Here is a 23,580-nt window from a genome sequence, read left to right on the forward strand (position 1 = left end):
CCGTAGGCCGGATAAGCGCAGCGCCATCCGGCAAATTACATCAACGCCCCCAGGCTTAACGCCACCATAATCACCACCGTTAATATCCCCAGCAGCGGCGCAACCCATTTCAGGTAGCGCACATAGGGCACCCGGGCGATAGCCAGACCGCCCATCACGACGGCTGAGGTGGGAGTGACCAGGTTAACGATGCCGGACGCCGACTGGTAAGCCGTGACCACCAGGTCGCGGTTGACGTTAGCGAAATCGGCAAGCGGTGCCATGATCGGCATCGTCAGAACGGCCAGGCCGGACGAAGAAGGCACAAGAAACGACAGCACGACCTCCAGCCAGTACATCACGTTGATAAACGCCACCGTGGACAACCCGCTGACCAGCCCTTCCGCGCTGTGCAAAATGGTGTGGGTAATCATGCCCTTATCCATGATGACTACGATACCGCGCGCGATGCCGATAATCAGCGCGACGCCCAGCAAATCTCGCGCGCCGTTGATAAACGTCGACGTCAGCTCTTCTTCGCTCATGCGGGCAATCAGGCCGACGATAATCGCGCTGGCGAGAAACACCGCCGAGATCTCCGCCATCCACCAGCCCAGCACCGCCACGCCGTAGATCATCACCGCGAAGGCGAGGGCGAAAATCACGAGGATGATTTTGCGCACCGGGGTAAATTCCAGCGACTGCTCGCCCCTGCTGCCGAGGAAGTGGGCGCGGTTCTCCTCCTGCTTATCCGCAACGATCGACAGCGACGGATCCTGACGCACCTTACGGGCGTAACGCATCACCCACGCCACGCAGATGACCCAGCCGATGACCAGCAGCGCCACGCGCAGGGCGATACCGTTGGTGAAGGGGATACCGGCTGCGTTGGCGGCGATCACCGTGGCAAACGGGTTGATGGTGGAGCCGAGGGTACCGATCCCCGCGCCAAGCAGCACGGTGGAGGCGGCGACCACCGGATCGAAACGCGCGGCCAGCATTACCGGCACCAGCAGGGTGTAGAACGGCAGAGACTCTTCGGCCATACCGTAAATCGTGCCTCCTGCGGCAAACAGCGCCATCAGGATCGGGATCATCCACTCTTCGCGGCCGCGAAGCCGGGTGGTGACGCGCTCGATCCCGGCGTCAATTGCCCCGGTTTTGGTGACGATCCCGAGAAATCCCCCGATGATCAGGATAAACAGCGCCACGTCGATCGCCCCGGCCTGGCCGGATTCCGGATCGTACAGCCCGGCAATCGGTGCCATTAGCACCGAAACCAGCCCCTGCGGATGCGCCGCCACGTGCGCGTAGGTTCCGGCAACCGGCACTTCTTTGCCGAGCGCCTCGTTCATCGCCATCTGGTACTGACCGGCCGGGACTATCCAGCTCAGCGCCGCAACCACGGCAATCAGAAAAAAGAGAATGGTGTAAGCGGAGGGAAACTTGAACTTGCCCATGATGTTCTCCTTAACCCGGCGCACCCCGCGGCGCGCCGGGCGGTGATTAGTCGCCGAGTGTCGCCACCATGACCGCTTTAATGGTGTGCATGCGGTTCTCTGCTTCGTCGAAGACGATGGAGTTCGGTGATTCAAAGACCTCTTCCGTCACCTCCAGCCCCTTCAGGCCGTAGGCCATCTCGATCTCGCGGCCCACTTTGGTGTGCTCGTTGTGGAACGCCGGCAGGCAGTGCATAAACTTGACGTTCGGGTTGCCGGTGGCTTTCATCACCTGCGCGTTAATCTGATACGGCTTCATCAGGCTGACGCGCTCGGCCCAGGCGTCCTTCGGCTCGCCCATGGAGACCCACACGTCGGTGTAGAGGAAATCGGTCCCCCGCACGCCTTCTTCAACGTCGTCGGTCAGCGTGATGCGCGCGCCCGTCTCTTTGGCGATGGCGCGGCACTGCTCAACCAGCCCGGCTTCCGGCCAGAAGGATTTCGGCGCGACGAGGCGGATGTCCATTCCCATCTTGGCCGCCCCGACCATCAGCGAGTTGCCCATGTTGTTACGCGCATCCCCGAGGTAGGCAAAGCTCAGCTCCGGCAGGGTTTTGCCCGGCGCGTGCTCGAGCATGGTCATCAGGTCGGCGAGGATTTGGGTAGGGTGGAACTCGTCGGTCAGACCGTTCCACACCGGTACGCCCGCATACTCGCCCAGCTCTTCGACGATGGCCTGGCCGTAGCCGCGATATTCGATGCCGTCATACATCCGGCCCAATACGCGGGCGGTGTCTTTCATCGACTCTTTATGGCCGATCTGCGAGCCGCTTGGGCCGAGGTAGGTCACCTGCGCGCCCTGGTCAAACGCGCCCACTTCAAAGGCGCAGCGGGTGCGGGTGGAGGTTTTTTCAAAAATCAGGGCGATGTTTTTCCCGACCAGGGTTTTCTTCTCGCGCCCGGCTTTTTTGGCCGCCTTCAGCTCGATGGCGAGGTCGATCAGGTACTGGATCTCTGCCGGGGTGTAGTCCAGCAGCTTGAGGAAGTTGCGGTTTTTCAGGTTGATGGTCATGTGGGAAATCCTTTTTAAAATTTAGCTGTCTGATGCCCTCACCCCGGCCCTCTCCCTGTGGGAGAGGGTTAGGGTGAGGGGAAAACGACTCAGTTACGAATCAACGTGCCTTTCTCGCCCGCCAGGATCTCCGCGCCGTCATTCAGCGCGCCGATCCCGGCTATCCCATTGCAGGCTTCAACAAACTCGCGGCAGGCGGCCACTTTCGGCCCCATAGAACCGGCGTCGAACTGCATGCCTCTGAGCAGCTCCGGTGTGACCTGCGCCAGCGGGCGCTGGGTCGGTTTGCCCCAGTCGAGGTACACCGCGTCGGCATCGGTGAGGATCAGCAGGGCATCGGCCTCAATCTGGCGCGCCAGCAGGGCGGCGGAGAGGTCTTTGTCGATCACCGCCTCAATGCCGCGATAGCCGTTGGCGTGTTCCACCACCGGCACGCCGCCGCCGCCGTTGCAGATCACCAGGTGGTCGCGCTGGATCAGCGCCGTGATGGCGTCGCTCTCGACGATCCGCTTCGGCTGCGGAGAGGGCACCACGCGACGGACGTAGCTGCCGTCGGCCCTGAACACCCAGCCTTTTTCCGCGGCCAGCGCTTTTGCCTGGGCTTCGCTGTACACCGGGCCGATGTACTTGGTCGGGTTGCTGAAGGCCGGGTCGGCGGCGTCCACTTCCACCTGGGTGAGCAGGACGCTCACCTCGCGCTGCGGCAGGTTGTTTTTCAGTGCCTGCTGGAGCATGTAGCCGATCATCCCCTGGCTTTCGGCGCCGAGAACGTCCAGCGGGTAGGGCGTCACTTTGTCGTAGGCGCTGTTCTGCAGCGCCAGCAGCCCGACCTGCGGCCCGTTGCCGTGCACCAGTACTACGCGCCACTGCGCCGTCAGCCCGGCGATGGTGCGGGCGGCCTGCTCGATGTTCTGGCGCTGGATCTCCGCTTCCAGCGGCTCGCCGCGCTTGAGCAGCGCGTTGCCGCCAAGCGCCACAACCAGAGTGGGTTTTCGTTCCATGATGGCTCCTTTAAATTCCGTCGCGTTCCAGCGGGCAGCTCATGCAGCGCGCGCCGCCGCGCCCGCGTCCCAGTTCGTCGCCCGGGATGGGCAGCACGGTGATACCCGCCTTGTCGTACTTCTCATTGGTCCAGACGTTGCGCTCGTAGCCAATCACCACGCCCGGGCGGATGGTCAGCACGTTGTTGGCGTCGTTCCACTGCTCGCGTTCGGCCTCAAAGGCGTCGCCGCCGGTGGTGATCAGGCGCACCTGGCTAATGCCGAGCGCCTTCTCGATGGCGTGCAGCAGGTCGGTTTCCTGGGTGCGCAGCAGGCCGCCGCGTCCGTCCGGGGTGAGCGTCCAGCACTGGGCGTCTTTGCGCACCACTTCCGGATAAACGGAGAAGGTGTCCACGTCGATGTGGGTCATAACGGTGTCGAGGTGCATGCAGGAGCGGTGTTTTGGCAGCTCAACGGCGATCACGCGCTCGGCCTGGCGGTGTTTGAACAGGCTGTTGGCGAGAAACTCCACGCCCTGCGGCGTCGTGCGTTCGGACATGCCGATCAGCACCGCGCCGCGGCCAATCACTAATACGTCGCCGCCTTCTAAGGTGGCGTGGTCGTAATTAATATTCTCGTCGCCGAAATACTTAATAAAATCGCCGTCGGCAAACGCCGGGTGCCAGCGATATATTGCCCGCAGGTTATTCGTTTCGCGCTGACGGGCCGGTTTGGCCATCGGGTTAATGGAGACGCCGTTATAAATCCAGCAGGAGGTATCGCGGGTAAATAAATGGTTCGGCAGCGGCTTCATAATAAAATCATTTGCCGTGTGGGTATCGACCACCATATTTTTAATGGCTGCCGGAATTTCACCGTAGGTTAATCCGCCGCTTAATCTGCGCGCCAGTTCGCGGTGCGGCATATCCGCCAGCCAGCCGCGGACGTCGCCGGCAAAGGTGGGGCCGAGGCGGTAGTCGGAGATTTGCGTATCCAGAAGCCAGGCCTTCGCCTCTGCAATATCAAGGGTTTGTGTCAGAAGGTCGGTCAACAGCAGGACTTCCACACCCTGCTCGCGCAGCGTGTTTGCGAAAATGTCATGCTCCTCACCCGCCCGTTCAACCGAGAGCACGTCGTCAAATAGCAGCTCCTGACAGTTTGACGGGGTTAAACGTTTAAGACTTAAATTTGGGCGGTGCAGCATAACGCTACGCAATTGACCAATTTCAGAACCGACGTAATGCTTTTCCATAATTATTCCTTTAACTGTTTTTCAGAATAAAAAGGGCATGCGCCATGTGATGTGTTTAATTGCATGGCGGCTAAGCTCAATTGATTTCGTGATTTATACTAGGCAGTTAAATAATCCGTAATGTGATATTGCTCACGTGAAGTCGGATATTAAGGGGTTTGTTTTCATTTGCATGATTCGCATCAGATAATGATTAATTGGTTATTTTGATAAGGTGAATAGCTAAGCAGGATCCGCTGACATTATTTGAGGTTGTTATCGTTTTGTAGAATTTCACGCCTTGACATATTTGGTTATATGGTTGATTTTAAATGAATAAAAAGTTTGTCGGGAATGACTATTCACTATTGCTACGTAATTATTTTTGGCTTAAGTAAAATCAATAAATAGTTATGGGATTTAATCGCAAATTATCAAAGTGATAAAGTGTGAGGCTGCAGCGAGTTTTATTGTTATGGCCTGGCGATCAGTGGGTTAGCGCGCGTGAGAAATAATAAGGAAATGAAGATATGCATAATGAATGCATAAATGCCTGCGATGGGTTAACAGCAAATTAACACCATCCCCGATAAACATGCGCTGGCGCAAAACCCATCGAGAAAGCGGTGGTATGGCAGTGAGAATTCTCGTATAAAAGATAAAAATGAAACGTTGTTTTATATTGAGGGTTAAAACATGATTGTTGGCAACATCCACCATCTGCAGTCCTGGCTGCCTGACGAGCTGCGTCAGGCCATCGAGCACGTTAAGGCCCACGTCACCGACGCCACGCCGCTCGGGAAACACGACATCAGCGGCAACAGCCTGTTTTATCTGGTCTCGGAAGACATGACCCAACCGTTCGCCGAGCGCCGCGCCGAGTTCCACGCGCGCTATCTGGACATCCAGATTGTGTTGAAGGGCCAGGAAGGGATGACCTTCAGCACCCTGCCGCACGGCGCGCCGGACACCGACTGGCTGGCGGACAAAGACATCGCGTTCCTGCCGGAAGGCGAGCAGGAGAAAACCGTGGTGCTGAGCGAAGGGGATTTCGTGGTGTTCTGGCCGGGCGAAGTGCATAAGCCGCTGTGCGCGGTGGGAGCGCCTGCTAAGGTCAGGAAAGTGGTCGTTAAAATGCTGGTGGAGTAATTTTCCCTCACCCCGGCCCTCTCCCGGAGGGAGAGGGTGTAAAAGTCCCCTCTCCCTGTGGGAGAGGGTTAGGGTGAGGGCACCAGACCGCACCCTCTAATATGTGATCCAGCTTAAATTTCCCACACTCCTTCTTCCCTTCTCATTTACCTGTGCTTTTTCTGCGTCATAGTATGATCGTTAAATTAATGAACGCTGTTCTATAATGTAGAACAAAATGATTCAACAAGGAGATCTCATGCCGCAGTCCGCGTTGTTCACGGGAATCATTCCCCCTGTCTCCACCATTTTTACCGTCGATGGCCAGCTTGATAAGCCGGGCACCGCCGCGCTGATCGACGATCTGATCGCAGCAGGCGTTGACGGCCTGTTCTTCCTGGGCAGCGGCGGCGAGTTCTCCCAGCTCAGCGCCGAAGAGCGTAAAACCATTGCCCGCTTTGCTATCGATCATGTCGATCGCCGCGTGCCGGTGCTGATCGGCACCGGCGGCACCAACGCCCGGGAAACCATTGCGCTGAGCCAGCACGCGCAGCAGGCGGGCGCGGACGGCATCGTGGTGATCAACCCCTACTACTGGAAAGTATCGGAAGCGAACCTGATCCGCTATTTCGAGCAGGTGGCCGACAGCGTCACGCTGCCGGTGATGCTCTATAACTTCCCGGCGCTGACCGGGCAGGATCTGACCCCGGCGCTGGTGAAAACCCTGGCCGACTCGCGCAGCAATATCATCGGCATCAAAGACACCATCGACTCCGTCGCCCACCTGCGCAGCATGATCCACACCGTCAAAGGAGCCCATCCGCACTTCACCGTGCTGTGCGGCTACGACGATCATCTGTTCAATACCCTGCTGCTCGGCGGCGACGGGGCGATCTCGGCCAGCGGCAACTTTGCCCCGCAGGTGTCGGTGAATCTTCTGAAAGCCTGGCGGGATAAAGACGTGGCGAAAGCGGCTGAGTATCATCAGACCTTACTGCAAATACCGCAGATGTATCAGCTGGATACGCCGTTTGTGAACGTCATTAAAGAGGCGATAGTGCTCTGCGGCCGCCCGATTTCCACGCACGTGCTGCCGCCCGCCTCTGCGCTGGACGAGCCGCGCAAGGCGCAGCTGAAAAACCTGCTGCAACAGCTCAAGCTCTGCTGAGCCGGACGATAACCATGACCATCGAGAACATTTTCACCCCGCAGGACGATGCGTTTTACGCGGTGATCACCCACGCGGCGGGGCCGCAGGGCGCGCTGCCGCTGACTCCGCAGATGCTGATGGAATCCCCCAGCGGCAACCTGTTCGGCATGACGCAGAACGCCGGGATGGGCTGGGACGCCAACAAGCTCACCGGCAAAGAGGTGCTGATTATCGGTACCCAGGGCGGGATCCGCGCCGGAGACGGACGCCCGGTTGCGCTGGGCTACCACACCGGGCACTGGGAGATCGGCATGCAGATGCAGGCGGCGGCGAAGGAGATCACGCGTAACGGCGGGATCCCGTTCGCGGCCTTCGTCAGCGATCCGTGCGACGGCCGTTCTCAGGGCACGCACGGCATGTTCGACTCTCTGCCGTACCGTAACGACGCGGCGATCGTCTTTCGCCGCCTGATCCGCTCCCTGCCGACGCGCCGGGCGGTAATAGGGGTGGCAAGCTGCGATAAAGGGCTACCCGCCACCATGATTGCGCTGGCCGCAATGCACGACCTGCCGACCATTCTGGTGCCGGGCGGGGCGACGCTGCCGCCAACCGTGGGGGAAGACGCGGGCAAGGTGCAGACAATCGGCGCGCGCTTCGCCAACCACGAACTCTCATTGCAGGAGGCCGCCGAGCTTGGCTGTCGCGCCTGCGCCTCGCCGGGCGGTGGGTGTCAGTTCCTCGGCACGGCGGGCACCTCGCAGGTGGTCGCGGAAGCGCTGGGTCTGGCGCTGCCGCATTCCGCGCTGGCGCCGTCCGGACAGGCGGTGTGGCTGGAGATCGCCCGCCAGTCGGCGCGGGCGGTGAGCGAGCTGGATAACCGCGGCATCACCACGCGCGATATCCTCACCGACAAAGCCATCGAAAACGCGATGGTGATCCACGCGGCGTTCGGCGGCTCCACCAATTTACTGCTGCACATTCCGGCCATCGCCCACGCGGCGGGCTGCACTATTCCGGACGTTGAACACTGGACGCGCGTCAACCGCAGGGTGCCGCGCCTGGTGAGCGTGCTGCCCAACGGCCCGGACTATCATCCGACCGTGCGCGCCTTCCTCGCGGGCGGTGTGCCGGAGGTGATGCTCCACCTGCGCGATCTCGGCCTGCTGCATCTTGATGCGATGACCGTTACTGGCCAGACGGTCGGCGAGAACCTCGACTGGTGGCAGGCGTCCGAGCGCCGGGCGCGCTTCCGCCAGTGCCTGCGCGAGCAGGACGGCGTGGATCCGGATGACGTGATCCTGCCGCCGGAGAAGGCAAAAGCGAAAGGGCTGACCTCGACGGTCTGCTTCCCGACGGGCAACATCGCGCCGGAAGGGTCGGTGATCAAGGCCACGGCGATCGACCCGTCGGTGGTGGGCGAAGATGGCGTGTACCGCCACACCGGCCGGGTGCGGGTGTTTGTCTCGGAAGCGCAGGCGATCAAGGCCATCAAGCGGGAAGAGATTAAGCAGGGCGATATCATGGTGGTGATCGGCGGCGGGCCGTCCGGCACCGGTATGGAAGAGACCTACCAGCTCACCTCCGCGCTCAAGCATATCTCGTGGGGCAAAACGGTATCGTTAATTACCGATGCGCGCTTCTCGGGCGTGTCGACGGGCGCCTGCTTCGGCCACGTGTCGCCGGAGGCGCTGGCGGGCGGGCCGATTGGCAAGCTGCGTGACAACGACATCATCGAGATTGCCGTGGATCGTCTGACGTTAACTGGCAGCGTCAACTTTATCGGTACCGCAGAAAACCCGCTAACGCCGGAAGTGGGGGCGCGCGAGCTGGCAGTACGGCAGACGCACCCGGACCTGCACGCCCACGACTTTTTGCCGGACGATACCCGGCTGTGGGCGGCGCTGCAGTCGGTGAGCGGCGGCACCTGGAAAGGCTGTATTTATGACACCGATAAAATCATTGAGGTAATTAACGCCGGTAAAAAAGCGCTCGGCATTTAATTATTTTCTGAGATAAAACCGTCTGCGGGAAATATTCCGCGGGCGGTTTTTGCGTGTCTGTAATTTTCTAATTTAAACAATAAGTTGCGATATATCGTTGGCGTCACAAAAGCAAAATAACGTAATTCGGAAATAAGATATGACCATTGCTGGTTAATTGAACAGCTCATTACACTCCATTAACACGATGTTGTAATTCAGCACACTACATAAGGGTGTAATTCTGATGACGCAATTAACCATGAAAGATAAAATTGGCTACGGGCTGGGTGACACCGCCTGCGGCTTCGTCTGGCAGGCCACGATGTTCCTGCTGGCCTACTTCTACACCGACGTCTTCGGCCTGTCGGCGGGGATTATGGGCACGCTGTTTTTGGTCTCCCGCGTGCTCGACGCCGTGACCGACCCGCTGATGGGGCTGCTGGTAGACCGCACCCGCACGCGTCACGGCCAGTTCCGCCCGTTCCTGCTGTGGGGGGCCATCCCGTTCGGCATCGTCTGCGTGCTGACCTTCTACACGCCGGACTTTTCCGCGCAGGGCAAGATCATCTACGCCTGCGTGACCTACATTCTCCTGACCCTGGTCTACACCTTCGTTAACGTGCCGTACTGCGCCATGCCGGGCGTCATTACCGCCGACCCGAAAGAGCGTCACGCCCTGCAGTCCTGGCGCTTCTTCCTGGCCGCGGCGGGCTCGCTCGCCATCAGCGGCATCGCGCTGCCGCTGGTGAGCATCATCGGCAAAGGGAACGAGCAGGTGGGCTATTTCGGCGCCATGTGCGTGCTTGGGTTGAGCGGCGTGGTGCTGCTCTACGTCTGCTTCTTCACCACCCAAGAACGCTACACCTTTGAGGTGCAGCCGGGCTCGTCGGTGGCGAAAGACCTTAAGCTGCTGCTGGGCAACAGCCAGTGGCGCATCATGTGTGCGTTCAAGATGATGGCGACCTGCTCCAACGTGGTGCGCGGCGGGGCGACGCTCTACTTCGTAAAATACGTGATGGATCACCCGGAGATGGCGACCCAGTTTTTACTTTACGGAAGCCTCGCCACCATGTTCGGCTCGCTCTGCTCCTCCCGCCTGCTGGGCCGCTTCGACCGCGTTACCGCCTTCAAGTGGATCATCGTCGCCTACTCGCTGATCAGCCTGCTGATTTTCATCACCCCGGCGGAGCACATCGCGCTGATTTTTGCCCTCAACATTCTGTTCCTGTTCGTCTTTAACACCACCACGCCGCTGCAGTGGCTGATGGCCTCTGACGTGGTGGATTACGAAGAGAGCCGCAGCGGGCGCCGCCTCGACGGGCTGGTGTTCTCCACCTACCTGTTCAGCCTGAAGATTGGCCTGGCGATTGGCGGGGCGGTGGTGGGCTGGATCCTGGCGTACGTGAACTACTCCGCCAGCAGCAGCGTGCAGCCGGTCGAGGTGCTGACCACCATCAAAATTCTGTTCTGCGTGGTGCCCGTGGTGCTCTACGCGGGCATGTTCATCATGCTGTCGTTCTATAAGCTCACCGACGCCCGCGTGGAGGCCATCAGCCAGCAGCTGATCAAGCATCGCGCGGCGCAGGGCGAGGCCATTCCCGACGCTGCGACAGCCGCATCCCATTAACCGGAGGCACTATGCAAATCACTAACCCGATACTCACCGGCTTCAACCCGGACCCATCCCTGTGCCGTCAGGGCGAGGACTACTACATCGCCACCTCGACCTTCGAGTGGTTCCCCGGCGTGCGCATCTACCACTCCCGTGACCTGAAAAACTGGTCGCTGGTCAGCACCCCGCTGGACCGCGTGTCGATGCTGGACATGAAGGGCAACCCGGACTCCGGCGGCATCTGGGCGCCGTGCCTGAGCTACGCCGACGGCAAATTCTGGCTGCTCTACACCGACGTGAAGATTGTCGACTCGCCGTGGAAAAACGGCCGCAACTTCCTCGTCACCGCGCCATCCATCGAGGGCCCGTGGAGTGAGCCGATCCCGATGGGCAACGGCGGGTTTGACCCGTCCCTGTTCCACGACGACGATGGCCGCAAATACTATATCTACCGCCCGTGGGGGCCGCGCCACCACAGCAACCCGCACAACACCATCGTGTTGCAGGAGTTTGACCCGCAAACCGGCACCCTCGCGCGCGAGCGCAAAACGCTGTTTACCGGCACGCCGCTCTGCTACACCGAAGGCGCGCACCTTTATCGCCACGCGGGATGGTACTACCTGATGGTCGCCGAGGGCGGCACCAGCTACGAGCACGCGGTTGTGGTGCTGCGTTCAAAAACCATCGACGGGCCGTACGAGCTGCATCCGGAGGTGACGATGATGACCAGCTGGCACCTGCCGGAGAACCCGCTGCAGAAGAGCGGCCACGGCTCGCTGCTGCAGACCCACACCGGGGAATGGTACATGGCCTACCTCACCAGCCGCCCGCTGCGCCTGCCCGGCGTGCCGCTGCTGGCCTCCGGAGGACGCGGCTACTGCCCGCTGGGGCGCGAGACCGGCATCGCCCGCATTGAGTGGCGCGATGGCTGGCCGTACGTGGAAGGCGGCAAGCACGCGCAGCTGACCGTGAAAGGCCCGCAGGTGGCCGAGCAGCCCGCTGCCGTTCAGGTCAGCTGGCGGGACGATTTCGACGCCAGTTCGCTCGACCCGGAGCTGCAGACCCTGCGCATCCCGTTCGACGACACCCTCGGCTCGCTCACCGCGCGGCCGGGCTATTTACGGCTCTACGGCAACGACTCGCTCAACTCCACCTTTACCCAGTCGACCGTGGCGCGCCGCTGGCAGCACTTCGCTTTCCGCTCAGAAACGCGGATGCAGTTCTCACCGGTTCACTTCCAGCAAAGCGCGGGGCTGACCTGCTACTACAACAGCAAAAACTGGAGCTACTGCTTTGTGGACTACGAGGAGGGGAAGGGGAGAACCATCAAGGTTATTCAGCTCGACCACAACGTGCCGTCATGGCCGCTGCACGAGCAGCCGATTCCGGTGCCGGAGAGTGCGGAGAACATCTGGCTGCGGGTGGATGTGGATACGCTGGTCTACCGCTACAGCTACTCGTTCGATGGCGAGACGTGGCACACCGTGCCGGTAACATATGAGGCGTGGAAGCTGTCGGATGACTACATCGGCGGGCGCGGCTTCTTCACCGGCGCGTTTGTGGGTCTGCACTGCGAGGACATAAGCGGCGACGGCTGCCACGCGGACTTCGACTACTTCACCTACGAGCCGGCCTAACGGCTCAGGCCGGGTAGCCCAGCGCGCGTGAGAGCTGGAGCCCGGCCTGCTGAAGCTGCTCGCGGAAGTTAGCCAGCTCTGCATCGTCCACGCGCGAGGTCAGCGTCGACAGGCTCAGGGCTGCAATGACGCGGGACTCGTGGTTCCACACCGGCACCGCCACGCAGCGCACGCCCTGCTCGTTCTCTTCGCTATCCAGGGCAAAACCCTGCTCGCGGGTCTGCGCCAGGGCGCTCATTAAGGCTTCGCGAGAGGCGAGGGTGGAAGGGGTATAGGTGGTGTACTGATAGCCCTCCAGCAGGGCGTTCAGCTCGGCCTCGCCCAGCCAGGCAATCAACACCTTGCCGATGGCGGTGGCATGAACCGGCAGGCGGCGGCCGATGCGCGAATAGGCGATGGCCGCCAGCTTGCCTTCAATCTTCTCGATATAAACCCCTTCACGCCCGTCCAGGATCCCCAGATGGGTGGTCTGCCCGGTACGCTGGGACAGCTCCGTCAGCCAGCCCTTCGCCTTTTGACGAATATCGATGGAGCCCACGACGAAATGGCCGCGCTCGACCAGCTTCATGCCGAGGCGATACTTACCGTTCTCCGGGTTCTGATCGATATAGCCGTGAAGCTGCAGGGTTTTCAGCAGCGAGTGGAGGGTACTCTTGCTCAGCCCCATCAGTTTGCTGATGTCGGTGATCTTAAGCTCGGTGGCCTGCTCGTTGAACAGGTCGAGGATCTGCAACGCACGTTCAACAGACTGAATAATCGGCATAATGCTGGCATGTCCACGCTGGAATTAAGGCGAAAACGTACCTTTTTCGGGGTGAAAAATCAATGAAATGGAGGTAAAAGCAAAAACGACAACCCTGTTGTCGTTTTTTAGTGTTTGCTCCCTCTCCCTGTGGGAGAGGGCCGGGGTGAGGGCACCAGACCGCAGAGGACTCAACCCCCAAGCGTCGCCACCATCACCGCCTTAATCGTATGCATCCGGTTTTCCGCCTGGTCAAACACGATGCTCGCCGCCGACTCAAACACCTCGTCCGTCACTTCCATCCCGCCGTGCAGGTCGAACTCCTTCGCCATCTGCTTGCCGAGTGTGGTCTGGTCGTCATGGAACGCCGGCAGACAGTGCAGGAACTTCACATCCGGGTTGCCGGTCAGTGCCATCATCTGCGCGTTCACCTGATACCCGCGCAGCAGCGCGATCCGCTCCGCCCACTTCTCTTTGGCTTCGCCCATCGACACCCACACGTCGGTATAGATAAAGTCCGCGCCCTTCACGCCCGCCGCCACGTCTTCCGTCAGCGTGATCTTCCCGCCGTGCTTCTCCGCCAGCGCGCTGCATTCCGCCACCAGGCTCTCTTCCGGCCAGCAGGCTTTCGGGGCCACCAGGCGCAGATCCAGCCCGGTCAGCGCCGCCGCTTCCAGCATCGAGTTGCCCATGTTGTTGCGTGCGTCGCCCGCGTAGACCAGCGCCATCTCGTTAAACGCCTTGCCCGGCAGGTGCTCCTGCATGGTCAGCAGGTCCGCCAGCAGCTGGGTCGGGTGGAACTCGTTGGTCAGCCCGTTCCACACCGGCACGCCCGCGTACTGCGCCAGCGTTTCAACCACTTCCTGGCCGTGGCCGCGATACTGAATGCCGTCGTACATCCGCCCCAGCACGCGCGCGGTGTCCTTAATTGACTCTTTATGCCCAATCTGGCTGCCGCTCGGCCCTAAATAGGTCACGCGCGCGCCCTGGTCAAATGCGGCAACTTCGAAAGAGCATCGTGTACGGGTTGAGTCTTTTTCGAAGATGAGCGCGATGTTTTTACCGGTAAGCTTTTGTACTTCCTTGCCATTTTTTTTATCGGCTTTGAGCTGTGCGGCAAGGGTCAGCAGAGAAGTGAACTGTGCAGGGGTAAAGTCGAGCAATTTCAGAAAGTGTTTCTTGTACAGATCAGACATTTTATCCTCACATGGCGAACGCCACTTATTGAATTAAAATTCACTTTATATGTGTAATTATTCATTTGCAACCCCGTTTCACAAATCTTTCCAACAAAGGTGGAGGCAAACCCGTCCGTGTGTGAAAATAGAAGTATCTGCCGCACTTTAAAGAGGATTGAGCCATGGCAAACCCGGAACACCTGGAAGAGCAACGCGAAGAGACGCGTCTGATTATTGAAGAACTGCTGGAAGACGGTAGCGATCCGGACGCGCTGTACACCATCGAGCACCATTTCTCTGCGGATGATTTCGACGCGCTGGAAAAACTGGCGGTAGAAGCCTTTAAACTGGGTTACGAAGTGACCGAGCCGGAAGAGCTGGAAGTGGAAGAGGGCGACACCGTCATCTGCTGCGACATCCTGAGCGAAGGCGCGCTGAAGGCGGAGCTGATCGACGCGCAGGTCGAACAGCTGATGAACCTGGCCGAGAAGTTTGAAGTGGAATACGACGGCTGGGGAACCTACTTCGAAGATCCGAACGGTGAAGACGGCGAAGAAGGCGACGACGAAGATTACGTCGACGAAGACGACGACGGCGTGCGTCACTAAGCGTTTCAGGCGGTGGCGCGCGCCACCGCTTTTTCAAGGCAGAACCATGGATTACCCGCAGATACTCGCCCCCGTACTCAACTTCCTCCAGTGCCCGACCCCGCAAGCATGGATTGATAAAGCCCGCGACCCGGCGAACCTGCCGCAGCTGCTCACCGACCACATGGTGTGCGAGCTCAAGGCCGCCCAGACCGCGCTGCTGCTGGTGCGTAAATACGTCGCCGACGAAAGCGGTGCCGACGCGCTGCTCGACTGGCTCAAGCCCTACGAACAGTTCACCTTCCGCGACGGCCCGGAGCCGGACTTTATCGCCCTGCACAGGCAGATTGGCAAAAGCGTGATGCCCAAAACCAACGATCCGTGGGGCCAGGCGCTCATCGACAGCATGGTGCTGCTGATTAAAGAGGAGCTGCACCACTTCTGGCAGGTGCGCGAGGCGATGCTGGCCCGCGACATTCCGTACGTCAAAATCACCGCCAGCCGCTACGCCAAAGGGATGCTGAAAGAAGTGCGCACTCACGAACCGCTGACGCTGATCGACAAGCTCATCTGCGGCGCCTACATCGAAGCCCGCTCCTGCGAACGCTTCGCCGCGCTGGCCCCGTTCCTCGACGACGACCTGCAGAAGTTCTATCTCTCGCTGCTGCGCTCGGAAGCGCGCCATTATCAGGACTACCTGACGCTGGCCCAGCAGGTGAGCGACGACGATATCTCACCGCGCATACAGCTTTTTGGCGAAATTGAAGCCACACTTATCTCGACACCGGACCACGAGTTTCGCTTCCACAGCGGCGTGCCGGTGTAAACCGGCATAATTCAAGGATAAGGATGCGAGATGAATAAAACGTGGACCCGTATTGTGATTGTCGTCATTGCGGCTGCCGCCGTGGCGTTCTGGGTGTTTTTCGACAGGCAGCGCGCCCCGGAACGGCAGATGGATAACGCCCTCAACGCGATGCCCGCCTGGCAGGTGATTAAGGAGCAGGAGCCTGTTCTGCATCAGCGCATCCTCGACCAGATGGCCGCCCTGCAAAAAGCGGGCGAGCCGGAGCAGCAGATTATCGACACCATCCAGCCGCAGATCCTGCATCTGCAGATGTCGCGCCTGCAAAACGCCCCGGACGCCAACGTGGTGAACTACATGACCATCAACATGGAGCAGACCGCCGCCATCCAGAAGGTGAGCGACGACGCCTGCTTCCGCTTCCTCTACCCGATGGTGAAGGGCGGCATCAATCCGATGCGCATGCTGGATAAAGACCTGATGGCGCGTCGCATGCAGGCCGATGCCGACATGATGCGTGCGGCCTACAGCAAAAACCGCCACACCGTGACCCCGGCCGAGCGCGAGGCGGCTGTCGAGGATGTGCGGCCGATTATGAAGGCGCTTTCCGACAAGTACGGTGAGGACATCCAGCTGCTGCAGATGCCGGAGAAGGCGGCGGGCAAAGAGAAGCTCTCTTGCGATATGGTGCAGGAGATGTGGGCGAAGGTGCTGGCGCTGCCGGAGCAGAAGGCGGCGAGGGTGATTCGGCTGGCGGTGTCCGAGCTGGAGTGACGAAGGGCGCTGGTTTTTTGGGCACTTAGCGCGGGTTTCGCGCGTCGTCGCTTGCATGGCGGCGCGCGACAGGTATAATCCACAACGTTTCCGCATCCCCTTCAGTGCCGAAGTGGCGAAATCGGTAGACGCAGTTGATTCAAAATCAACCGTAGAAATACGTGCCGGTTCGAGTCCGGCCTTCGGCACCATACAAAGCTTTTTTCAAGTCTACTAACGTCTACTTTAGTCCATAAAAACAGTAAGTTAAGCAGGTTTCTGGCTTTTCTTAGTCTGTACACGTCTACTCAATTCCTTGAACATATACCAACTGATGATGGTATAACTGATGGTATTCCCGGTTCGATTGATTTTGGTACCAACACTGGAGGTATCAACTGATGGCACTCACCGATATCAAAGTTAGGACTACCAAGCCCTCCGACAAACCCTTCAAACTCACAGATGGGCAGGGTATGCACCTGCTGATCAATCCCAATGGTTCAAAATACTGGCGACTCCAATACCGTTTCGGGGGCAAACAGAAAGTTTTAGCATTGGGTGTTTATCCAATGGTCTCTCTTGGTGAAGCCCGCAGGAAGCGAGATGAAGCCAAAAAGTTGGTATCTGATGGCATCGACCCTTCTGAGAAGAAAAAAGCAGATAAGATCGAGCAAAGCGAAGCCTTGACATTCGAGGCTGTCGCAAGGGACTGGCATACTGCTTGTAAAAGGAAATGGTCTGATTCCCACAGCGAGAGAGTTCTAAAAAGCATGGAAGATGGTCTCTTTACTACTATTGGTAAAAGAAAAATATCCGAGCTTAATACCAGAGATCTTCTTGCCCCTATCAAGGCTGTTGAAGCTTCCGGGCGACTGGAAGTTGCTTCCCGACTACAGCAAAGAACGACGGCAGTAATGCGATATGCTGTCCAGAACGGGCTGATAGATTACAACCCTGCTCAGGAGATGGCAGGAGCTATTGCTGTAGCCAAAAGAATCCACAGGCCTGCTTTGCCATTCGAACGATTTTCAGAACTCTTAGAACGAATTGATAACTTCAAAGGTAGGAAACTCACGAAGTTAGCCGTAAAGCTGACATTGCTCATTTTTATCCGTTCCAGTGAACTCCGATTCGCAAGATGGTCGGAGATCGACTTTGAAAATGCGATGTGGACTATCCCTGGAGAACGCGAGCCATTGCCAGGAGTCAAATATTCCCATCGAGGCTCAAAAATGAAGACCCCACACCTCGTGCCGTTAAGTCGTCAGTCCTTAGAACTTCTAAAAGCAATCAGAGAAATCAGCGGTGAATGCGACCTTGTATTCATTGGCGATCATGATTTCAGAAAACCTATGAGCGAAAACACAGTCAACAAGGCACTAAGGTCGATGGGTTATGACACAACTGTTGAGGTATGTGGGCATGGTTTTAGAGCGATGGCTTGTAGTGCTTTGATCGAGTCAGGAAAGTGGTCGAGAGATGCTGTTGAGAGGCAAATGAGCCATCAGGAGCGGAACTCCGTTCGTGCCGCATACATTCATAAAGCTGAGCATTTGGACGAGCGTAGGTTGATGTTGCAGTGGTGGGCTGATTATCTTGATGAAACAACTGAGAGAAGAATTGCACCTTTTGATTTTGATAACTAACTGATTTTAATTAATAAAATGGCGTGCTCAATAAAAAATTGAGGCGTTATTTTTTTATTTTCGATTTATGTGCTATTACGAAGTAAAACTTTTTACAACGGAGTGGCATTAATGAAATCTTGGGTAAAAATGAATAGTTGGACATCAGAAGACACCAAAGCAGTGAAAACATGGTTTGATTTGGATAGATATCGAGAGTTTGAAAACATTTCAATTAATATGCTTTACCATGAAATATGGGCGAGGACATATTTCTTCAAACCAGTAATAGAAGAAGGAATGCATAAAACAGTATTGAAAAATTATATGCAGATATTAGAAGGTAATCCTTTTCTCATCAAAGAGAAAGACTTGAATTATATGGATGCTGAAAATAAACTTTATCAACCGCCATACTTTTTTATAACCACGGTAGATCGAATAGCTAATATCAGTTTTGCTTGTATGAAAAAGGCTTTATTCATAAGAGCTAATTCAGAACAATATAAGATTGATTCCACTATTGAGAACGAATACATATCCGAAAAAATCCCTGAACAGTTTCCTACTACAATTATGTTAGAAATCGATCTTGCGGCTGGAAGTGATGATGAGATAGCAGAGGCACTGCGAATATCATTACCACAATGGCGAAAAGTTAAGGGTGTAAAACCTGCACCGCTTGATGCAGTAAGATTTGGTTATGGGACAATAAAAAAGTTAATGAGCTATAGAATAATACCAATGCTTGATTTACTTGCTTGGTCAGAAAGAAAAAAAGTGCATCTGTCAGATGATAGAATATCACGATTGATTTATAGAGATGAAGATGACGATAAGGTAATTAGACAAGGGTATCATATCAGAGATGCAGACCGACCTTTAGCTATGAAAGTAGTAGAAAATGATTTTTTACGCCAATTCTACTTTTTTATAAATAAAAACAGATATATTAAAGAGATGAGCGTTTATGATGTAATGAAAATTACAGACACCGATTGATTATGTTGTAATGGTTGATAAATATATTTTAAGAAAGATTTTACTGGAAATAGACTATTTTAATGATTTGAAATGCAGTAACGATTATGCGAGATATGACAATTTTTTTCACGGTATGATTGTGCTATTATATAACAGTGAATATTATGATGGATTATCCAATGGCGCTAAGTATCGATAATATAAGAGTTTTTTCAAGGGTGTTCAGCCGCCCAGTTTTCGAGGCTTTAGCCAAGGGAAGAGAACCGTCTAATGTCTTGGATTTTGTGTCTTTCTCTGATGAAATGAAGCAGGATGGGCAACCATTACATACATTTTTTAGTGAATGTTATAAAGAGTTATCCAGGAATTATAGAAATGAGTATGTTTACAAAACAGAAGTAGCAAATCGAATAGTTTTTGGGAGGCATAGTCCCCGGACCTCATCATTATTAAGTGAGCTTCATGTCGGAAAGTCTATTGTTGATATTGCAATTTTTAACGGAACATCTACAGCGTATGAAATTAAAACGGAATATGACACCCCGCGTAGATTGCAAACTCAAACCCCAGATTATTTAAAAGCATTCGATAAAGTTTATGTGGTTACTCATCCAAATTTATCTGAAAAATATGCTGAGATTGTTCCAGATAAAGTTGGTGTTATTGCATTAAATAATAGAGGTAGCCTTAAGATAGTTAAAAATGCTGAGTCAAACTTAGCTAATGTTGATATATTATATATTTTTCGTATGCTGAAAAGAAGTGAATACCTTCCAGCAATAGAAAAATTCATTGGCGAGAAGATCAATTTACCCAACGGGCTTATTTATGCATTCTGCGAGGATATATTTAAAAAAATTCCTCAGGATTTAGCTCACAATATTTACATTAATGCAATGAGAGGCAGAACGACAAGTGATGATATTGTAAGCTTTGTTAATTGCCTTCCTAGTTGCCTTCGTGTGTTGGGAATGTCATCTGCTTTATCAAGTGTTCAACGTAAAAAGATCCTCACGGTTTTGGGGATAGTGTAGAGATGCTTAACTTTATGTGATCATTGTTCTCTCTGGAGGGAGTCATATGTATAGTCCATATCTATATGGTCGTGGTTCTGAGCTGTTAGCGCTAAGAGAATTGGCAGCAAGTTGTACTAATGCTGAGTTGTTTATACCGATAATTGAACCTGTGCTAACCAAAACCGATAAACTTATACGTTGTTTAGAGATACTTTCAGAGAAAAACAAGAGGGTCATGTTAGTCATCAATCCAAAACAACATGAGTTTAGTAAAGATATAGAGGCTCGAAGAAAATTTGTAGCAACGATTAAAAATAATTTAGATAAATGTAAAACGCTTATCCCCACCCTTATAGTTGACTCAAGTGTAGCAATTGAAACCCTTAATGGTTTCTTAAAAGCATTTGAAGGTTCAAATGTTGCTTTAATATACAACAAGCCAAGTATTAGCGATGTGGAATTTTCCAAGTTAACAAAATTAAAATTTATTGAATTTCATATCACTATTGATGGTAATGTTACCGATTTTCAATTTAATGAAATCCCTAAAAATAAACTTATTGAAGTGAAAGATAACTTCGTCAAATTAGATAAGAATGCAGATTACTCTGGTCAAGAAGTTTTCACGGATAAACATAAAAAAATTGGTAAAACAGTATTAGGTATCGGTGATTTCACTATAGTCGGGAAAAAACTTGAGATTGGTGGTGGCAAGGCTGGTGCCGTTGCATCTCATTTAATTTATAAACATCCTGCAAGCGGTGATATATGGATAGAACATTTTGTTTCGAATGACACTGATAGAGACATTGGCGACGTAGCGTCAAAATTCTTACAAATGACAGATAAAATTGAAAAGGAAGTTAGAACAAGGGCCACAGAGTACGGCTCTAATAAAGCATTAGAAAAATATAACGAGCATTATAAAAGCAGAACGTTTCCCGGTTTGGGGAAAAATAAAGAATACCAGATTAGACACCACATACAGCACATAATTGATGTAATATCAGGAAAAATCTGACAGTAAAGAGGCTATTCTATAGCCTCTTTTTAGTTTTGTTTAGAGCTTTTTTGTTATGAATTTTGGATTCGATTATATTTTTTTCTCTTTTAGCAGTGTGTATGTTATTTAATGTAATGGATTTTTTTGTCAGATCTTGATAGTTCTCTGTGAATATATTTTCAGATATAGCAAATGAATTATCTTCCTGTTTTGTTAATATTTCTTTGCCGAGCATATAACTAATTAAAGAGGTTATTTCATCTGGTATTATCGTTGTTCGTTCAATTATATCATCAAATAGAAGTTGTAAGAAATCAAGATATTCTCTTGGCGTTAGATTACATAGGTATTTATCATAGAATTCATAACTACCAAGTTTGATTAATTCACTTCTGAAAAGATGTTCATTACTATAATAATACACTCTAACGTGGTCTATGTTCCCTTTTATATCAATCATTTTTGGGTCCTTAATAATTATTGTTATAATAAAATAACATGTCAAAACTATTATGCAATAGAATTTAGAAGGTTTTTATTATAAAAATAGATTTTTCAATCTAACTCCTTATTGAAGAAAAAACATAATTAGAGGCTGTCTTAATACGCAATTGAACAGATAGTTATCTTCTCTAAGCTCAAATCTAGTGAGTAAAGGTTTTCGATCTTGTGAAAATTTAGGTGAATGAAAGAACTGTTTTCTACCTGTAGCCTATTGATGTGAGGGTTTCGGATGTTATGAAACTCTCAGATTCTGAGTGATATGAATCTCCAGAGACTCATAGTTTCGAACCAAGGATGGCTCTGGTGTTCGTAATCTCGCTTCATCCATTCGAAATTCATTTGTACTGTATCCCTGTAGAAACAACAGAGGACATACATATGGAAAATCAAGCTCGTCTCATCCGTTTACCAGAAGTCATGAAGAAAACTGGATTTGGTAAAGCGTGGATCTATCGTCTTATCAGCCAAAATAGGTTTCCACAGCCAGTAAAGATCGGTGTTCGTGCTACCGCTTTTGTCGAAAGCGAAATCGATGAATGGATTCAATTAATTATCGAAAATTCAAGAAAGCATGTCGCTTAACAAAAATGCTGCTTCATCGATTTTTAACTTTTAATAATGCATTAAGAAAAAGAAATTTACAGATGTTGTGAGTTTACGTATTGGGTTTGAAACAACGAGGCTTTGTAAAGTTTGCATCTGAAAAAAAGAATATATTTGACGTAATTCTTTACCTTTTTTCTAGCAGAGCTTTTGCTATAAGGCTTGAAGATGGTTTTCTTAATATCGGGTATGGATACATTTAACTAGCCGTACCTGTTTATTTGACGTCAAATAAATTTTTTCAAGCCATTAATATATATACCAAATAAACTAAAGGCATTGTAAAAAATTTGAATTATTTTGAATTGGAATATATTTAATAAGTGAGAGTGATATTAATTTGTAAAGAATGAGGTCAAAATGGGATATAAAGTAAAGAAATTCATCATGAGTAATGGGGAGCGAGGATGCCTGATCCTTGATAAAAATAGTAATCTACCAGCTTACTATCAAAATCTATTTCTTACTACAGACATAAGAAATAGAGGCGCAACCGCCTCAACTATGGAAATAGTTGCAACTAACTTACTAATTTTTAGTAATTTCTTAGATAGTAGGAAAATTAATATAGTTGAGAGAATTGAGCTTAAAAAGTATCTCAGCGTTGCAGAAATAGATGATCTGGTAAGATATGCGAAACAAAGATTCGATAGACAAAAAATTATAAATATAAAATCAGCAAGTAATAGGTTTATTGCGAAGAGAACCTTTAGTTATAGAGTACACGTTTTTTCACGCTACCTTAAGTGGTTATGTGGATTAGTTCATTCGTCAAAGGGGATTCATGCAAAGTATGAAGTAGAAGTATTTATTGAAAGTATCAGAGCACATATTCCAAGAAACAGTTCATTGAATATGAATGAAATATCTGAAAAATCGTTAAATGAAGAAGAGATCAATGTGCTTTTCCGTCTATTGGAAATTGGCGGGATTGAAAACCCTTTTCATAAGGAAGTACAGGTCAGGAACAGACTAATATTTACCTTGCTCTTAAATTTAGGTTTAAGGGCTGGAGAGTTGCTCAATCTTAAAATAGATGATTTTGATCTCAGAGACAACACTTTAAGTGTAGTCAGAAGACATGATTCAAAAGAAGATGGAAGAGCTTATCAGCCATTAGTAAAGACTGGAGAAAGGGTTATTCCGTTATCTGATGAGTTAGCCAGTGAAATTTTTGATTACATAAGCAATAGCAGGGAAAAAATGACAAAAAGGAAAAAGCATAATTTCTTATTCGTGGCTCATTGCACCGGAAAAAACGCAGGAGAACCCTTAAGCATTTCAGCTTATGAGAAGGTGATATCAACACTGAAACGAGCAAGTCCAAAGCTATATAATCTTTCAGGTCATAGGTTAAGGCACTCTTGGAATTATATGTATTCTAAAGGAATAGAAGGCGCTGAATTAGAATATAGTAGAAGGAAAGATTTAAGGAATTATCTAATGGGTTGGTCAAAGGAGTCAATCATGTGTAATAGATACAATTTTAAATATATATCCCAACAAGAGAAGGATGTCGTCCTAAAGGTCTATAAATCAGTCAGTAAAATAATTAGTGGGGTTTAAT

22 protein-coding genes and 1 tRNA gene are annotated in these 23,580 nt (G+C 52.6%); 15 read left to right on the forward strand and 8 right to left on the reverse strand.

The window, feature by feature from the left end; genetic code table 11:
- Nucleotides 1–35: 35 nt before the first annotated feature.
- The 4 genes from ACWHWP_RS02825 to arcA form a co-directional block, all read right to left on the reverse strand.
- The gene (locus ACWHWP_RS02825) at nt 36–1,439 is read right to left on the reverse strand and encodes a YfcC family protein (protein WP_447855011.1); all 1,404 of its coding nucleotides are present in this window, start codon (nt 1,437–1,439) and stop codon (nt 36–38) included.
- A gap of 46 nt (nt 1,440–1,485) precedes the next feature.
- On the reverse strand, nt 1,486–2,490 hold the full coding sequence (gene argF / locus ACWHWP_RS02830; protein ID WP_447855012.1) for an ornithine carbamoyltransferase: 1,005 nt from the start codon (nt 2,488–2,490) through the stop codon (nt 1,486–1,488).
- 89 nt (nt 2,491–2,579) lie between these two features.
- Nucleotides 2,580–3,491: a carbamate kinase gene (arcC, locus tag ACWHWP_RS02835; RefSeq protein ID WP_063431751.1), complete on the reverse strand. Its 912-nt coding sequence runs from the start codon at nt 3,489–3,491 to the stop codon at nt 2,580–2,582.
- A gap of 10 nt (nt 3,492–3,501) precedes the next feature.
- Nucleotides 3,502–4,722 carry an arginine deiminase gene (gene arcA / locus ACWHWP_RS02840; RefSeq protein WP_042717403.1) on the reverse strand — a complete coding sequence of 407 codons (1,221 nt, stop codon included), beginning with the start codon at nt 4,720–4,722 and terminating at the stop codon, nt 3,502–3,504.
- A 675-nt stretch (nt 4,723–5,397) separates the two neighbouring features.
- Between arcA and ACWHWP_RS02845 the strand changes: the two genes are divergently transcribed.
- The 5 genes from ACWHWP_RS02845 (at nt 5,398) to ACWHWP_RS02865 (ending at nt 12,210) form a co-directional block, all read left to right on the forward strand.
- Nucleotides 5,398–5,850, forward strand: a complete 453-nt coding sequence (locus ACWHWP_RS02845) for a YhcH/YjgK/YiaL family protein (RefSeq protein WP_447855013.1) — start codon at nt 5,398–5,400, stop codon at nt 5,848–5,850.
- 238 nt (nt 5,851–6,088) lie between these two features.
- Nucleotides 6,089–6,997 carry a 2-keto-3-deoxygluconate aldolase gene (gene yagE / locus ACWHWP_RS02850; RefSeq protein ID WP_447855014.1) on the forward strand — a complete coding sequence of 303 codons (909 nt, stop codon included), beginning with the start codon at nt 6,089–6,091 and terminating at the stop codon, nt 6,995–6,997.
- A 14-nt stretch (nt 6,998–7,011) separates the two neighbouring features.
- On the forward strand, nt 7,012–8,979 hold the full coding sequence (gene yagF, locus ACWHWP_RS02855) for a xylonate dehydratase YagF (RefSeq protein ID WP_447855015.1): 1,968 nt from the start codon (nt 7,012–7,014) through the stop codon (nt 8,977–8,979).
- 226 nt (nt 8,980–9,205) lie between these two features.
- Nucleotides 9,206–10,588: an MFS transporter gene (locus tag ACWHWP_RS02860; protein ID WP_063957391.1), complete on the forward strand. Its 1,383-nt coding sequence runs from the start codon at nt 9,206–9,208 to the stop codon at nt 10,586–10,588.
- An 11-nt stretch (nt 10,589–10,599) separates the two neighbouring features.
- The gene (locus ACWHWP_RS02865; RefSeq protein WP_447855017.1) at nt 10,600–12,210 is read left to right on the forward strand and encodes a glycoside hydrolase family 43 protein; all 1,611 of its coding nucleotides are present in this window, start codon (nt 10,600–10,602) and stop codon (nt 12,208–12,210) included.
- 4 nt (nt 12,211–12,214) lie between these two features.
- On the opposite strand, the gene xynR is transcribed toward ACWHWP_RS02865, so the two are convergent.
- From xynR to argL, 3 genes are all read right to left on the reverse strand, one after another.
- Complete coding sequence (gene xynR, locus ACWHWP_RS02870) at nt 12,215–12,973, reverse strand: DNA-binding transcriptional repressor XynR (RefSeq protein WP_063957393.1); 759 nt, start codon at nt 12,971–12,973, stop codon at nt 12,215–12,217.
- Between the two features lie 170 nt (nt 12,974–13,143).
- Nucleotides 13,144–14,148: an ornithine carbamoyltransferase gene (gene argF / locus ACWHWP_RS02875; RefSeq protein ID WP_447855019.1), complete on the reverse strand. Its 1,005-nt coding sequence runs from the start codon at nt 14,146–14,148 to the stop codon at nt 13,144–13,146.
- Nucleotides 14,118–14,213 (reverse strand): putative translational regulatory protein ArgL, encoded by a 96-nt coding sequence (gene argL, locus ACWHWP_RS02880; protein ID WP_213014347.1) that lies wholly within the window; start codon nt 14,211–14,213, stop codon nt 14,118–14,120. Before argL ends, argF (ACWHWP_RS02875) begins: the two co-directional genes overlap by 31 nt.
- A 99-nt stretch (nt 14,214–14,312) precedes the next feature.
- Here argL and rraB point away from each other — a divergent pair, with 99 nt between their 5' ends.
- From rraB to ACWHWP_RS02920, 8 genes are all read left to right on the forward strand, one after another.
- Nucleotides 14,313–14,738, forward strand: a complete 426-nt coding sequence (gene rraB / locus ACWHWP_RS02885; protein WP_029739283.1) for a ribonuclease E inhibitor RraB — start codon at nt 14,313–14,315, stop codon at nt 14,736–14,738.
- 46 nt (nt 14,739–14,784) lie between these two features.
- On the forward strand, nt 14,785–15,543 hold the full coding sequence (miaE, locus tag ACWHWP_RS02890; protein ID WP_447855020.1) for a tRNA isopentenyl-2-thiomethyl-A-37 hydroxylase MiaE: 759 nt from the start codon (nt 14,785–14,787) through the stop codon (nt 15,541–15,543).
- A 30-nt stretch (nt 15,544–15,573) separates the two neighbouring features.
- Nucleotides 15,574–16,296 (forward strand): topoisomerase II, encoded by a 723-nt coding sequence (locus ACWHWP_RS02895; RefSeq protein WP_447855022.1) that lies wholly within the window; start codon nt 15,574–15,576, stop codon nt 16,294–16,296.
- Between the two features lie 106 nt (nt 16,297–16,402).
- A tRNA-Leu gene (locus ACWHWP_RS02900) sits at nt 16,403–16,487 on the forward strand.
- A 189-nt stretch (nt 16,488–16,676) separates the two neighbouring features.
- Complete coding sequence (locus tag ACWHWP_RS02905; RefSeq protein ID WP_029497379.1) at nt 16,677–17,924, forward strand: tyrosine-type recombinase/integrase; 1,248 nt, start codon at nt 16,677–16,679, stop codon at nt 17,922–17,924.
- A gap of 111 nt (nt 17,925–18,035) precedes the next feature.
- Nucleotides 18,036–18,905 (forward strand): DUF6387 family protein, encoded by an 870-nt coding sequence (locus ACWHWP_RS02910; protein ID WP_097410461.1) that lies wholly within the window; start codon nt 18,036–18,038, stop codon nt 18,903–18,905.
- Between the two features lie 161 nt (nt 18,906–19,066).
- Entirely contained in the window at nt 19,067–19,921 is an 855-nt protein-coding gene (locus tag ACWHWP_RS02915; protein ID WP_032679532.1) for a sce7726 family protein, read from the forward strand.
- 46 nt (nt 19,922–19,967) lie between these two features.
- Nucleotides 19,968–20,924 (forward strand): sce7725 family protein, encoded by a 957-nt coding sequence (locus ACWHWP_RS02920; RefSeq protein ID WP_007705344.1) that lies wholly within the window; start codon nt 19,968–19,970, stop codon nt 20,922–20,924.
- Nucleotides 20,925–20,940: 16 nt separating this feature from the next.
- Here the strand turns inward: ACWHWP_RS02920 and ACWHWP_RS02925 are convergent, their stop codons facing one another.
- Complete coding sequence (locus ACWHWP_RS02925; protein WP_029497377.1) at nt 20,941–21,366, reverse strand: hypothetical protein; 426 nt, start codon at nt 21,364–21,366, stop codon at nt 20,941–20,943.
- Between the two features lie 422 nt (nt 21,367–21,788).
- On the opposite strand from ACWHWP_RS02925, the gene ACWHWP_RS02930 reads away from it, so the two are divergent.
- The gene (locus ACWHWP_RS02930) at nt 21,789–21,992 is read left to right on the forward strand and encodes a helix-turn-helix transcriptional regulator (protein ID WP_016190490.1); all 204 of its coding nucleotides are present in this window, start codon (nt 21,789–21,791) and stop codon (nt 21,990–21,992) included.
- Nucleotides 21,993–22,373: 381 nt separating this feature from the next.
- Nucleotides 22,374–23,579 carry a tyrosine-type recombinase/integrase gene (locus ACWHWP_RS02935; RefSeq protein ID WP_097410462.1) on the forward strand — a complete coding sequence of 402 codons (1,206 nt, stop codon included), beginning with the start codon at nt 22,374–22,376 and terminating at the stop codon, nt 23,577–23,579.
- Nucleotide 23,580 lies beyond the last annotated feature (1 nt).

This window comes from Enterobacter sp. WI-ESBL-E8 (genome assembly GCF_053364895.1).